The sequence below is a fragment of the Microcystis sp. M_QC_C_20170808_M9Col genome, assembly GCF_007095495.1.
Classification (GTDB): Bacteria; Cyanobacteriota; Cyanobacteriia; order Cyanobacteriales; family Microcystaceae; genus Microcystis; species Microcystis aeruginosa.
This window is the reverse complement of record NZ_SFBZ01000109.1, coordinates 14,155-27,914: the sequence shown is the minus strand read 5'-3', so window position 1 is coordinate 27,914 and position 13,760 is coordinate 14,155. Positions and strand designations below refer to the sequence as shown.

Annotated in this window: 14 protein-coding genes; 5 read left to right on the top strand and 9 right to left on the bottom strand. The window is 41.5% G+C overall.

The annotated features are described in order from the left end of the window. Positions 1-342 precede the first annotated feature (342 nt). The 4 genes from EWV68_RS06915 to EWV68_RS06900 all read right to left on the bottom strand — a co-directional run bounded on the left by EWV68_RS06915 (position 343) and on the right by EWV68_RS06900 (position 1,814). Entirely contained in the window at positions 343-645 is a 303-nt protein-coding gene (locus EWV68_RS06915) for a hypothetical protein (RefSeq protein WP_287169292.1), read from the bottom strand. Between the two features lie 115 nt (positions 646-760). Further along, on the bottom strand, positions 761-1,168 hold the full coding sequence (locus tag EWV68_RS06910) for a ferredoxin (RefSeq protein WP_002734255.1): 408 nt from the start codon (positions 1,166-1,168) through the stop codon (positions 761-763). Continuing rightward, positions 1,168-1,554 carry a DUF1257 domain-containing protein gene (locus tag EWV68_RS06905; protein ID WP_002762644.1) on the bottom strand — a complete coding sequence of 129 codons (387 nt, stop codon included), beginning with the start codon at positions 1,552-1,554 and terminating at the stop codon, positions 1,168-1,170. The genes EWV68_RS06910 and EWV68_RS06905 overlap by 1 nt, the downstream gene beginning before the upstream one ends. A 44-nt stretch (positions 1,555-1,598) precedes the next feature. Then, a complete protein-coding gene (locus tag EWV68_RS06900) occupies positions 1,599-1,814 on the bottom strand; it encodes a DUF2997 domain-containing protein (RefSeq protein WP_002752708.1) in 216 nt (71 codons plus the stop codon). A 310-nt stretch (positions 1,815-2,124) separates the two neighbouring features. Between EWV68_RS06900 and bioU the strand changes: the two genes are divergently transcribed. Continuing rightward, positions 2,125-3,126: a (S)-8-amino-7-oxononanoate synthase BioU gene (gene bioU, locus EWV68_RS06895; protein ID WP_287169290.1), complete on the top strand. Its 1,002-nt coding sequence runs from the start codon at positions 2,125-2,127 to the stop codon at positions 3,124-3,126. Here bioU and EWV68_RS06890 read toward each other — a convergent pair. The 4 genes from EWV68_RS06890 to EWV68_RS06875 all read right to left on the bottom strand — a co-directional run bounded on the left by EWV68_RS06890 (position 3,123) and on the right by EWV68_RS06875 (position 7,610). Beyond that, positions 3,123-4,049 (bottom strand): RluA family pseudouridine synthase, encoded by a 927-nt coding sequence (locus EWV68_RS06890; RefSeq protein ID WP_061432689.1) that lies wholly within the window; start codon positions 4,047-4,049, stop codon positions 3,123-3,125. The genes bioU and EWV68_RS06890 overlap by 4 nt on opposite strands. Positions 4,050-4,429: 380 nt before the next feature. Further along, positions 4,430-5,527 carry a roadblock/LC7 domain-containing protein gene (locus EWV68_RS06885; RefSeq protein WP_287169289.1) on the bottom strand — a complete coding sequence of 366 codons (1,098 nt, stop codon included), beginning with the start codon at positions 5,525-5,527 and terminating at the stop codon, positions 4,430-4,432. 254 nt (positions 5,528-5,781) lie between these two features. After that, positions 5,782-6,528 carry a TRAFAC clade GTPase domain-containing protein gene (locus EWV68_RS06880; protein ID WP_287169288.1) on the bottom strand — a complete coding sequence of 249 codons (747 nt, stop codon included), beginning with the start codon at positions 6,526-6,528 and terminating at the stop codon, positions 5,782-5,784. Positions 6,529-7,268: 740 nt separating this feature from the next. Continuing rightward, the gene (locus EWV68_RS06875; RefSeq protein WP_002762655.1) at positions 7,269-7,610 is read right to left on the bottom strand and encodes a phage holin family protein; all 342 of its coding nucleotides are present in this window, start codon (positions 7,608-7,610) and stop codon (positions 7,269-7,271) included. 296 nt (positions 7,611-7,906) lie between these two features. Between EWV68_RS06875 and EWV68_RS06870 the strand changes: the two genes are divergently transcribed. From EWV68_RS06870 to EWV68_RS06860, 3 genes are all read left to right on the top strand, one after another. After that, positions 7,907-8,296: a DUF8738 domain-containing protein gene (locus tag EWV68_RS06870; RefSeq protein ID WP_287169287.1), complete on the top strand. Its 390-nt coding sequence runs from the start codon at positions 7,907-7,909 to the stop codon at positions 8,294-8,296. A gap of 98 nt (positions 8,297-8,394) precedes the next feature. Continuing rightward, complete coding sequence (locus EWV68_RS06865) at positions 8,395-8,532, top strand: hypothetical protein (RefSeq protein WP_155726731.1); 138 nt, start codon at positions 8,395-8,397, stop codon at positions 8,530-8,532. A gap of 65 nt (positions 8,533-8,597) precedes the next feature. Continuing rightward, on the top strand, positions 8,598-8,954 hold the full coding sequence (locus EWV68_RS06860) for an iron-sulfur cluster assembly accessory protein (RefSeq protein WP_002747572.1): 357 nt from the start codon (positions 8,598-8,600) through the stop codon (positions 8,952-8,954). Between the two features lie 419 nt (positions 8,955-9,373). Here EWV68_RS06860 and EWV68_RS06855 read toward each other — a convergent pair whose 3' ends face one another. Beyond that, on the bottom strand, positions 9,374-9,640 hold the full coding sequence (locus EWV68_RS06855) for a hypothetical protein (RefSeq protein ID WP_002747571.1): 267 nt from the start codon (positions 9,638-9,640) through the stop codon (positions 9,374-9,376). Between the two features lie 219 nt (positions 9,641-9,859). Here EWV68_RS06855 and EWV68_RS06850 point away from each other — a divergent pair, with 219 nt between their 5' ends. Beyond that, complete coding sequence (locus EWV68_RS06850) at positions 9,860-13,732, top strand: Eco57I restriction-modification methylase domain-containing protein (RefSeq protein WP_287169286.1); 3,873 nt, start codon at positions 9,860-9,862, stop codon at positions 13,730-13,732. The last annotated feature ends 28 nt before the right edge of the window (positions 13,733-13,760 follow it).

The window sequence follows — 13,760 nt, the reverse complement described above, 5'->3', positions numbered from 1 at the left end:
TTAAGATGTTGGTGGCTCATTTTTGGGTCTGATTTGTTTTTGTTAATGATCAGACAGTACCTGATGAGCCTTTCTTTGTCAACTCTTGAGGTTGATGCGTTTCATTTTTGAATTGGCGTTGTAATTGATAGTTTGGCAAAGGGATAACTTCTTTAACTCTAGGATTCATGATTTATCTCAGTGGTTCAATTTTATACAGTTGTTGTCCTGAAATCGAAGGACTCTCGCTCGGAAATAGCCTCGATCGAATAAAATTCTTTCATCGACAATCGTGAAAGAGTTCACAATCGAACTCTCAGATAATTTCCGTTTAACTAGGGGAATATAATCGGCTATCTCCATCTAATTTGATCGTAAACTTATCTCTTTTCTAGCTGCCAATAGCATTTCATAATAAACATTCCACTCGAAATAATCCATAGCATCCCCTAGCTCACCGGAACGAAATCTAGGAGAGAATTCTTCCGAACTCATGCGATATTGATTTTCGTATTGCTTGACACGGGTTTCTAAATCCAAAATTTGAGCGTTAATCTGCAAATTTTCCCGTTGTTCGCTCTCAATTTTACGATTCAGTAACTCTCTTTCTTCCTCGGAGAGAGAGAGAATAATTCGCACGAGAGAATCAATCAGTTGGGTGTTCATTGTCCTTAAAATCCGAGATAGGATTATTTCCCCTGAGAACTGTAGCGGATTCGATCGAGAGCCGCTGCCATGACTTCTAGGAAATAATAGGTGGATGAGGCTGTACCTATCCACCCTAGATATCTAAATCTGCGGGGCTAAATTTCTTGTGAATCTGAGGAAAACCTAACTGTTTAATCACTTGATGTTTGCGTTCTTCCTCAAGGAATTGCAAATTATTATAATTAACCCAGTGAATACAGTTAACTGGACAAGTCTCGATCGCTTCTTGAATAATTTCTTCTTCGTCACCGTCCTGATTATAGACGCGAGAGCGACCGTATTCGCCTTCAATAAAAAAGGTATTGGGGGCAACGTGGGCGCAGTGTTTACAACCGATACAAGTGACCTCATCGACGTAAACCGCTTTCTGGCGCAGTAAACCACCCAATTCAGGCTCAAAACCAGTGCGATCGGGGGAATCTCTTAGGAATCCCCCTAACTCTGGTTCAAAACCAGAGCGTTCGGGAGAAAAATCAGCCATTAGGCACTCCAACGTTGTACCACTAGACGAATAGAACCATCAGTATTTTTTTCCTGTGCTGCCACCTGAAAACCCTGTTTAGCAGTTTCTGCCAGGATGGTGTGGTAGGCATAACCTTGATTTACTTTTCTTAAAAATCCTTCTACGGTTAGGGGTTGTTGCCAGTATTGCAAATCGGCAACTAACTCGTACTCGTTACCATTCCAGCGAAAACCGATATCGTAATTGTTATCTTGCTCGATTACCACCTCTGCGGTTAAAGTTTGACCTTGATAACCTTTGACGGGGTGGGAACCCTCTTTCCATTCCATCCCCATATCGCTCAGGGCGGCTTTTAGGTAGGATAGATCGCGGATTTTGGTTTTGATATTGCTAAAGTGTGACATGGTTTTTCAGTGGCTTAAATAAAGGGATCGGGAAAGATGAAAAATTACCAGTCGCTAAAAGTGGCTGCGTTGCTGACTTTCTCTGACTGGCTGACGGTTTGATGGTAATAATCCGAGGTTTTCTCTTGAGACATCAGCTGCCCGAGTTGTGCCTCGATCGCCGCCGTCACCTCTTGACAAGATGAACCGACTATGCCTGTCACCTTTTCCATAACGCGACCATCGGGATAGATAATAAACTCTAGGCTTTCCATGCTCATAGCTCTTCTCGGCGTGATCTGGGGTTTGCAAAGCTCCCTATCGTTTTAATTTACGATAGTTTGCTAATCGTAGCAATCTGGTTAAAATTTTAGCAAAACTTTATATTACGTCACCTAACCACTTTCATTTTTTGTAAGTTTCCCGTAACTTTTCTTCATCGTCAAGGGCGAACCTTGACCCAGGAGGCACAATTTAACAAAACTACACAAAAAAGACGACCTGAAGCGATAAATTGAAAATAAAGGAGATGCAACGGCGAACCACGACCGCCGAAATAATAGAAGTTTGTCTATAGGAATCCCAACGAATATGAATAAACAAATAGCCAGCGATCGCCTTCGGATCGGTGTTTTAGGTTTTGGTGGTTTGGGACAGGCCGCCGCCAGAATTCTCGCCCCCAAACAGGAAATGCTCTGGACTGCCGCCGCCGATAAAGCTGGTTTTGCTTACCACAAAGACGGTCTAGATGTCAATACCTGTAACAAAATTTATCATGACCGGGGTTCGATCGGTTATCTGGAAAATTACGGCAGTCTCAGCGAGAACAGTATCGAGGAATTAATCAAAACTGCCGACGTAGAAGGCTATTTTCTCGCCTTGCCGAATTTACCCAACAATTTCATGGCCGATATCGCTAAAACTTTCATTCGCTTGGGTTGGCGCGGGGTTTTAGTCGATGCGCTCAAACGTACCAGCGCCATGGAACAAATATTAGCACTACAAGCAGACCTAGAAGCCGCCGGCATCACCTATATGACCGGCTGCGGTGCTACCCCCGGACTGTTAACTGCGGCTGCTGCCCTAGCTGCCCAGAGTTATGCAGAGATTCATAGCGTTAAAATTACCTTTGGCGTGGGAATTGCCAACTGGGAGGCTTATCGTGCCACCATTCGCGAAGATATCGCCCATTTACCCGGTTACGACCCAGAAACGGCGCACCGGATGAGTGATGCGGAAGTGGAAATGCTGTTAAATAAAACCAATGGCATTCTCAGCCTCGAAAATATGGAACACGCAGACGATATTATGCTGGAATTAGCCGGAATCTGTGGACGCGATCGGGTTTCCGTCGGGGGTGTGGTGGATACGCGCAACCCGAAAAAGCCCTTGAGTACCAATGTTAAAGTCACGGGGCGGACTTTTGAAGGCAAAATTTCCACCCATACCTTCACTTTAGGTGATGAAACCAGTATGGCGGCTAATGTCTGCGGGCCGGCTTTCGGTTATCTGAAAGCGGGGGTTTCCCTACATCGTCGCAGTATCTACGGATTATGGACAGCAGCGGAGATTATGCCGCAATTTGTGCGCTAGGGGTTTCTCTGCCGTAAAATAGCTAAAACTTTCGGGAAAATAGCGGGTAAGGGAGCGATCGCTTCTAGGCTCTCTCCCGTGACCGGATGTACTAAAATTAAACGATGGGCATGAAGTAATTGCCCGGGTAGATTAATCCCGATGGAACGACCTGAACTATAAAGGGGATCCCCAAGAATCGGATGACCGATATGGCTGCTATGAACGCGAATTTGATGAGTTCTGCCAGTTTCTAGGCGAAATTCCATTAAGGTGTAGTTGCCCAGTCTTTCCTTGACTTGCCAGTGAGTGACGGCATTTCTACCGCCTTTTTCCACGGCAATAATAGCCATCTTTTGGCGATCGCTGCGGTGACGACCGATCGCCAGATCAATTGTACCTGTCTCCGTTTTGGGGACACCGTGGACAAGGGCCATATATTCCCGGCGGGCAGTTTTGGTTTTTAATTGTGCCTGTAGGTGTTGATGGGCCTGGTCGGTTTTGGCAATAACGATCGCGCCCGTGGTATCCTTATCTAAGCGGTGGACTATACCGGGGCGTTGAATTCCACCAATTCCGGCTAAATTTGGGCAGTGATGCAGTAAAGCGTTGACCAAGGTTCCCGATTCGTGGCCGGGAGCCGGATGAACCACTAAATCAGCAGGTTTATTGATAATAATCAGATAGTCGTCTTCGTAAAGAATATCAAGCTCGATCGCCTCGGCGGTTAATTCGAGGGGTTGACTGTCGGGAATGGTAATCTTTAAGCGATCACCTTGACCAACTTTAGTATTTTTATTAGTGCAAATTTGACCATTTAACTGTATATATCCCTGTTCTATCAGTTTTTGCAGCCTCGATCTCGATAAATCGGGCAATTGTGACCCCATCCAAGCATCTAAACGTTCTTTTTTTCCCGCAACTTCTAAGTTTAATTGGTTCATCGGTTTTTAGTGATCAGGGTGTAGGGTGTAGGGGAGAAGGGAGAGGGGAGCAGGGAGCGGGGTGTGGGGTGTGGGGTGTGGGGTTTTACCAGTTTTGAGGTGGCCAATTACCTAATTTTCAGGGAAAAAGCGCCTAAATTTCCCCCCGATCACTCCCAGATCCAGTACTTTTTGATTGACAAAAGGTCTAAAAGTCTTACCCAACAAGGTTTTTAGATTTATTCAGCCAGCCCTAAATAAAAATAATCTCCTGACTCCTGATTACTGATTACTGATTACTGATTACTGATTACTGATTACTGATTACTGATTACTGATTACTGATTACTGACTCCTGATTACTGATTACTGATTACTGATTACTGATTACTGATTACTGATTACTGATTACTGATTACTGAATTGGTCTGCCCGGGTAAGGAAATATCTGCATTGTTATTATCTTCGGTTTCGAGGACGATCTCGAATTCTTCTACAACGGAATCAAGAAAGGGATTAGCTGCGGGATTTAAGAGAGGAGTTTCGGGGGTGGGGTTAGAGATAGCGAGAATTTTTTGTAATTTTGAGCGAGTTTTCTGGATTTCTACCTCTAACAATCCCGTGATCGTTTTGCCAGTTTTCACTAAAAGAAAAGCTTGGTCACTGCAAGGGGTTAAGATCAGATGACCCTGGGGACTGCGAATAGCAATTTGTTCCAGATCAGACCAGCTTAATTCCTCTTTTGTGTTATTGGCAAGATAGAGCATTGTTCCTGCTAAGATTAAAGCACTATTGGGTTCCCTGCCGATGGAATCAGTCAAAGGTTGACCCTGGGGAGAAACAAGCATGATCCCCTCAATAGCGAGCGGTTTTTCGGCTAATTCTTGCAGGATTTTGGCAATTTCTACCTGATAATTTGGTTCCCTAGGTAAGGTATTTTTAGAGTTATCATAGTTATTATCGGTGGGATGTGGTCGTTCTTTGGTTTCTTTCGAGGAGATAAACCATTGTAGGGGTTTTTCTTCCCGCAGTTGCCGTTGGCTAAACAGACGAATATCTTTAGAAAGTTTAATCCCTAATTCAAAGGCATTTGCCTGATAATTGTCGGCTAAAATTACGGGGTCAAGGGAGATTTTAGCCTCATCTCTGGAAATACGTTTTAGGGGGCCTGCTTCTAGACTGGCAAGGATTTTAAACAGTTGTTTCGAGTCGAGTAGTTCCTGTAAATAATAACAATGAAAGTAGGGGATGTCCCCACGACCAAATTCATCCTTACCATCGTTAATTAACCAACCAAAGAGGGTGTTATGGAAGTCAATTTGATAGATATAGACTCCTTTAAATTTCCTGTCTGGAGGATTATAGGTGTCCCATAACTGAGAGACTATATGTTGATAAAAAAACTGTTGAATCCCTAGGGGGACATTGACACTAGCGATATATTTAAATCCCAGTTGTGAGAAACTGCTATAAATCAGTTGTTCAACGAGCAAGGACATGATCTGTAACCTTTAAGCACTTTTGTGGGCTATTATAAATAATTTTCACACAATTGTGTCTTGTTTCTAGTTTTTGGGGAGATATTTGACGGCATTTCTCCTCAAGATGAACTGTCACCTAATTTGGTGCCGACTCCCCAAAACGAAAACTTCACACCTCACCATTAAGATGACTTTTATAAGGCAGTCAGCAGATTTTTGAGAGATTTTTTTACTAATCTTGCTGCAAATGGATCGGATATAGTGCTGGTCATTTAGGAAAAGTTTACCAGTTGTCGATCGATTTGAGACAATAACCAAGATAGGGAGTCTAAAGCTTGATTTGCTTGCAGTGTGCCTTGCTGGGAATCAATTAAAACTGTTGAGTAAAAAAAACGGTGATTAACTTTTTGCTCTCGCAGTTTTTGCTCTAATTCTTGGACTTTGAATTGTAGGTTTTGCCAGCATTTTTGGTCAGAGACAACTAGATCGCATTTGCTGATAATAATGCCTAAATTAAACCTAGTTTTATTATGGTTAATTATCTCGATCAAGGTTTGAAAAATTCTCAGGTAATTATTATGCTTGTCTGAATCATTTAATAAACTTGCTGCTTCTAAAAACAGTAAACAAGCATTAGCCTGTAAAGCCATATTGACAAAGGCTAAATTATAGATTTGACAACTTTCTCCGGGTATATCCCACCAGCGAATTGTCGCTACTTTATCCGAGCGATCACCGCTTTTTTTCTCTAAACTAAAATCAAAGTTACTGATTTTTAAAGTGGCGGGGGGATATTGACCTGTTCTAGCGACATAATTGAGAATTTTTTCAATATCTTCTTCGCTTTCGTCCTCTTGGGATCTGAAGACAATATTAGCCAGATTTCCCAAAGTTGCTTGATTTTTTAAAGTCTGATAAGATGCCGCTAGGAAAACTGTTTTTCCTGCTCCTCTTTGACCGATACTGAGAACTGTATAAATTTTGTTTTCTTGGCTAAGATTTTCCTGATTATTAGTCATTTTAAAACCTCTAAATTGAATGAAAAAAACTTTGGCTGCGATGATTGTGTCTCTCAAGCCAACACAGACAAGAAAAATTGACTTGAGATTAGTTAATCTCCTTAGCTCAACAATTCCCTGCTACACTCTTGTAGTTATGCTGTCTGGAAAGATGATCGAGAAAGCTTATTAGTCATCTAATTAAGATGATTATATTTGTTTTGTCTGATCGGATCATCCCGGTTAGCCAAATCTTCACAAAAAGTTACTATTCTAATAGTAATTGAACTTGCTCTCGGTGCTTGAGATGGAAATCTTGGGATTAAATTTTCCTGATTTTTAACTACAAAAGCCACGGTAAGTAGGGAGGCACAATTATTTGTAGGATGGGTTAGCGGTAGCGTAACATGGGCGGGCGTTGGGTTTCATGCTTCAACTCAACCTACGTTCATCTTATATTTAATTCCACCCACCCACTTAAATCCGTAGAGATTTTCTGGGTGTAGTTCTAAGTGATCTCATAGATAAAATAATAAACATACCCTAAAGCCCTCTGGTAAATAATCGATATAACTTGTTTAACACAAACGATAATTTTTGTCAATCTTTTTGTCAATTTAATTCCCCGATTCTCAAATAAAAACTATCGCTATTTACCAAAAACTAGAGAGACGTTGTTATAATCAACGTCTCTCGATCAGAGTAAGCCAAGCTGTTTTAAACAGAGGATTACTGACTAATTAACCGAATTATTGCCCACTTTAGTCAACGAAAATGCCATTTAAAACTCCTGAAATGATCGACACCACAATCGAACCGAATAAAGCGGCAAAAAATGATTTTACCTCAAAGCCACGGATAAAATAGGAGGCTAAAGAAAAGGAAATGGCATTAACCACAAAAATAAATAACCCTAGGGTTAAAATAGTTAAAGGCAGGGTAAAAAGAATCAACAGGGGTCTAATAATAGCATTAATTAAACCCAAAGCGACAGCAGCTATCAAAGCCACGGTAAAATCTTTAATTTCTATACCTGGTACTATTCGCGCTGTAATCAATAAAGAGACGGCGGTAATCAACCAACGGAGGAAAAAAGATAACATAAGCCCATCCATCTAAGATAGTTCATCCTCATCTATTTTAATCGCCATCGCCACTTAAAGAGACGGAAGTCTTCAGGGGATGACAACGAAAACTGAGAGTGACTGCTGCTTCTGCTCGAAAACCAGAGCGGGAACATAAGTAGCTGGTTATAATTAAATTAAAAATGGATTTTAGGTTCGATCCCCCCCTGCCCCCCTTGATAAGGGGGGTGCCGATAGGCGGGGGGATCTGACACTGATGATAAACAGGAAAATTTGCTCAGACTATCACCCCCCAGAAAGAGGCAGCACTCAAGATGATATCTAGAAAAAATTTTAGCCAAAGCCAGCAAGTACCAATCGGTAAAACGAGAATTATTCAGGGAGCAACTGGCTTTTTAATGCTAATGAGTCTGCTTTCTCTCCTCTTAGCGCCACCTAGTTTAGCATCTCCCGGTCCACCTAATTCGGTCATCGAGGCTGTCCGTCAACATTTGAGTCGGAAAACCAAGATATCCGTTAATCGCTTGCAAATTCAAGCAGCACAACCACAAACCTGGCCCGATGGTTGTTTAGGATTAGCTAAACCGGGGGAATTCTGTACTCAAGCACTGGTGCAAGGATGGCGAATTATTCTGACTTATAAGCAAAAAACTTGGGTTTATCGCACCAATAGCAGCGGCGCTAATCTTCGCTTAGAAAAGTAAATTTCTTTGGCTCTTTTCCGGCTGCTTTTTCGGCATCCCCAAGGCAGCGCTGTCCTGTCCGTTGGGGGATGAAAATCGGCTGAGAATGGCTCTAGGGTTTGTTTCAAGAATCTAGTCGTCTCTGGCAACGCTATTTAATTAATAATCCCAGTTTTTTGCTTTTTTTTGCCCTACAACTCCTGCGAGACTGGGAAAAGTACACAGTAATCCAGTCATCAGTCCTCAACTATCGTTAAGATGGGTAGGAGAAGGTAAAGTTTTATATGTCCCCTTCAACTGCGTTTAGGAGTTCCTGCTAAAGATGACACAAGCTACTCAGATTCAAGGAAAAGGAATTTTACTCAGTGAGGCTGCCCTCAAACACCTTACCATGCTCAAAGAGCAACAGGGCAAGGATTTATGTCTGCGCGTGGGTGTGCGTCAAGGTGGTTGTTCGGGAATGTCCTATATGATGGATTTTGAGCATCCTAGCAATATTGGCCCCCAAGATGAGGTTTTCGATTACGATGGCTTCAAAATTGTCTCTGATAAAAAAAGTCTGCTCTATCTCTACGGTCTCATGTTAGATTACAGCAACGCGATGATCGGCGGTGGTTTCCAATTCACTAATCCCAACGCCAGTCAAACCTGTGGCTGTGGTAAGTCTTTTGGCGTTTAATTATGGCTTGCTGAATAAATCTAAAAACCTTGTTGGATAAGACTTTTAGACCTTTTGTCAATCAAAAAGTACCGGATATGGGAGTGATCGGGGGGAAATTTAGGCACTTTTTCCCTGAAAATTGGGTAATTGACCGCCTGAAAATGGGTAAAACCCTACACCCCACACCCCACACCCCACACCCTGCCCCCACCAACAAACTTTTTCAGCAAACCCTAATTATTTCTCTGGGGTGATACCTTTCACCTCCGCCTCCCAGAGGCGATTTTTTTTGGCCAAAACTCTTGACAAAATCGGAGACTTGACATATACTTTTTGTATAATGGGAATCCGTGCCTGCCTGCGAACCCTTCATTTTTAGGCTAGATACCCTGCTCTGAATCAGAGACGATAATAATCTGAGGAAAACTTTTTAGACATTAAGAGGGGTTTTGACTGAGATTCCGCAAGGTACGATTGACAAAGCTGAGGTAGTCGTCAATTTCTTCGTAGGCATCGAGTTCTTGCTTTTGTGCGGGGGTAATTGCTGATTCTTTCTCTAGTTGGAGTAATTCTTCAATCCGAGTCTGAACGGCAGTGGAGGCTCGAAATATAGCAACTCCATCTTCTAATTCTAGGCAGACGGCTCCCTCTCTGGCTAGGGCAGAGGGCAAGTGATTGAGTTTAGGGATTGCTTGGGGGGTCATTTCAGTTACCAGTTATCAGTCATCGGTGACTACCAAGGATTTTAATTTTTATCCCCATTATTATACCTACGGCTGTGGTAAGTCTTGGCGATTTTTTTTGGCCAAAACTCTTGACAAAATCGGAGACTTGACATATACTTTTTGTATAATGGGAATCCGTGCCTGCCTGCGAACCCTTCATTTTTAGGCTAGATACCCTCAATGTTAGGATAATCGGCCATGTCAGGACAAACGGGCAATAAACCACTTTTTTCTCAACACTATCTTGAGCATCGGCTGCCGGATTCTGGGGAATGGCAAGAGGATGTATCGGTGGCATTTTCCCGCTTAGAGAGTCTTTATCAACAAAAAAAGGCGATTTTGCCGACTCTTAACGAAGCGCAAACGGAAGCAGAATTAATACAACCGATTCTAGAAATTCTCGGTTTTAGTTATATACCGCAAGTAAGCAGTAGGGGAAAAGGAAGGTCAGAAAGGCCAGATTATGCCCTATTTGCCACAGAAAATGACCGTTATCAAGCCTATGCTCTCCAGAATATTGAAAGAGCCTTTTATAGTCAAGTTTTAGCGATCGCTGAGGCCAAATACTGGCAACGTTCTCTTAGTGACGTTTCTAAGAATGATCAGCGAGATATCTGGAAAAATAGTAATCCTTCCTTTCAGATCACCAATTATCTGACGGGGACGGGAGTAGATTGGGGTATTCTTACTAATGGTCGAGAATGGCGCTTATATTACCGTCAAGCGTCCTCCACAGCCACGGAATTTTATCTAGTGGACTTGATGGAACTATTAGAAGGGGGAGACCGGCAAAAATTTCCGTATTTCTGGTTATTTTTCCGTCAAGAGGCTTTTATTAAGGATATTCACGGTCAGAATTTCCTTGAACGCGTCCGGGAGGGGAGTACCACCTATGCCACCAGAGTGGGTAACGAGTTAAAAGAGTTAGTCTTCGATCGCATTTTTCCCGATATTTCTCAAGGTTTTGTATCATTAAATACAGACATACAGCCAGATTTATTGTATGAGGCGAGTTTATCCTTGCTGTATAAATTATTATTTCTGCTCTACGCAGAAGCGCGGGACTTGCTGCCGGTGAGGGGAGACTATCGCGATTACAGCTTATTGCAAAAGACGCGAGAAATTGCCGTTAAAATCGATCGTCAGCAGGTCTTTAGTGGCACCTCGACGGGAATATACGATGCTCTCCTCAGTTTATTCCGCATTGTCGATCGAGGGGATGCTAATTTAGCCGTACCTCGTTACAACGGGGGTTTATTTGACATGGAAGAAGGCCGGGTGAATTGTTTTCTCGGTCAATATAAGTTATCCGATGCGGTTTTAGCGCCCATCTTAGACAAGTTAGCACGTTTTGAGGGACAGCCGATCGACTATAGTTTTTTAGGTGTGCGACAGTTAGGATCAATTTACGAAGGATTACTGGAATATCGCATCGTGATTGAGGGGGAATCGGTGCATCTGGAAAATGATCGGGGAGAAAGAAAAGCCACCGGTTCCTATTACACTCCCGATTATATTGTTAAATATATTGTCAGTCATACCCTCAAACCAATTTTAGAGCAAAGAGCGCGACAGTTCGGGGATGTGATGACAGAAATCGCCACCCGAAGACAAGAAAGCAGCGATAGACGTTTAGGAAATCTCAGTCAGCAGGGATTAGAAAAAGAGCTACAACGCTTAGAAAAAAAAGCGATCGCTACCTTACTTGATCTTAAACTCTGTGACCCCGCCATGGGAAGCGGACATTTTTTAGTAGAAGCAGTGGACTATCTCACCGATGAGTTAATCCAGATTCTCAATCTTTATCCCGAAAATAATCCCGTTTTAACCATGTTGGAAACCACCCGACAAAATATTATCGACAATCTCCGACAACAGGGAATTATTCTCGATTCTCCCACCCTTGAACCAACGCAATTATTACAGAGAGTGGTGATGAAGCGCTGTATTTATGGGGTAGATATCAATCCGATGGCTGTAGAATTGGCCAAAGTTAGTCTCTGGTTACATTCTTTCACAGTGGGCGCACCTTTGAGTTTTTTGGATCATCATTTACGTTGTGGTAATTCTCTGATCGGAACTACCGCCAAGGACGCAGAAGCCGCTATGATCGAGGAGGAAAGTGGTCAATTAACTCTTTTAACTGGCCCTTTTGTTGGGTTACTTCGGGCAGCAGAAATTATGCGGGGAATTAGTACCCTCAGCGATGCGACTTTTGCCGAAGTGGAAGCAAGCGAACAGTTATTCCGTGATTTTGATAGTCAAGCTAAACCCTACAAGCGTTTATTAGATGTTTTCCTTTCTCGCTTTTTTGGGGTTAAAACTGCTATCGAGTTTCTGCAGCGCTACGGTGGTAATATATCGGCAATTAATTGGGATAAGTTACCCCGTTCAGATCAAGGAATTTTAGACCAAGCAGCTAGTTTATATAAAAGTAAGCGTTTTTTTCATTGGGATCTGGAATTTCCTGAAGTTTTTATCGATCTTGATTCCGCTTCTTGGAAGGATAACCCCGGTTTTGATGCAGTAATCGGTAATCCTCCTTATGATGAATTGTCAGAATCCGCTCTCGGTAGAGTAATTGACGAAAAACAATTTATAGATAATACAGAAATTTATAAAGAAGCTAGAGCATTTAGAGTTAACTTATATCGTTTATTTATTGCCAAAGCTATAAATCTCGCCAAGAAAAATGGCTATCATAGCTTTATTGTTCCTATGTCACTGCTAGGTGATCGTTTTACATTTGAGTTAAGACGTAAGCTTTTACAAAAAACCAGTTTGATATGTATTGAAGCTTTTCCGCAAAAAGATGACCCCAATAATCGGGTTTTTCGTGAAGCAAAATTATCCACTTGTGTGTATGTTCTTTTTAATGGCATATTACCGCTAGATTTCTCGATGAGAACTCATGAGGGCAAAGATATTCTAGAACATTCTCGTCGATATTATGCTAATGCTGAAAAAATCGATAAATTTGATCCTGATAATTTATCTATACCAACAGTCAATCAGGAGTCTTGGAAGTTGTTATTAAACCTATGTGAAAATCCTAGATGTGTTTTATTTAAAACCATTGGTTATCCGACTCCTGGAGAGATTATGTTCAATCAGCAATTCAAAGAATTTATATCAGATGATCCTCCAGGTGAAATAGTTCTTCGTGGAGCGCATATAGGTCGTTATGAGTTTTACGAAAAGCCAAAACAAGGAAACCCAGTGTATTTAAATAAAACAAAATTCCTTGAAAAACGTGGTACAAATAAAGAAGTTAAAGCATACGATCATTTAAAGAGAAGAATCGCCTATCAAAGAGGTGCGGCAATCGATAATTATCGACGGATAATAGCAACAACTATTCAAGAGGGATTTTTTTGTTCTGACACAGTTGGTTATATGGTAGATACACAATATAAACTAGAAACAGTTCTAGCTTTTTTAAATTCAAAATTATCGGAATGGAGATTCAGCCTTACAAGTACGACTAATCATATTAATGCCTACGAACTAAACGTAATTTTTATTCCTAAAATATCTTTTAACACCAATAGCGATCGCCGTCAACAGAGTTTAGAGAAACTTATCAAAAGTTATCAAGAAAAGCAAGAAATATTAAAAGAAATCGAGGAACATATTAGGAGAGAGGAAACCGATATAGTCCATGATATTCTGGCCTACTTAGCAGAACAGATGATCGAGATAAATCGGGAAAAACAAAAAGAAATCAAAAGCTTTTTGAAATATTTAGAGAGAATAATCGGCAGTGCGATCGATAATTTAACCAACAAATCAAAAATCCAAAACTATCTCGGTGACTACCAAAAAAGCGAACCTCATCTTAGCTGCGATCAAGTGTGGGAGATACTGAAAAAGAACAAAAAGAAAATTACCGTTAACTTACTCGATCGTCAAATACAGGAAACCCTAGAAAAAGAATATCAAACCAGTCTAGATAAACTTTTGCCCCTAAAAGAACAATTAAGCGCCACCGATGAATTAATCGATCTAATTGTTTATAAACTCTATGGATTAAGCGAGGAAGAAATTAAAATTATTGAAGGGAGAGAGTGAAAAAAGAATCAGCTGCCTGCGTATTTAA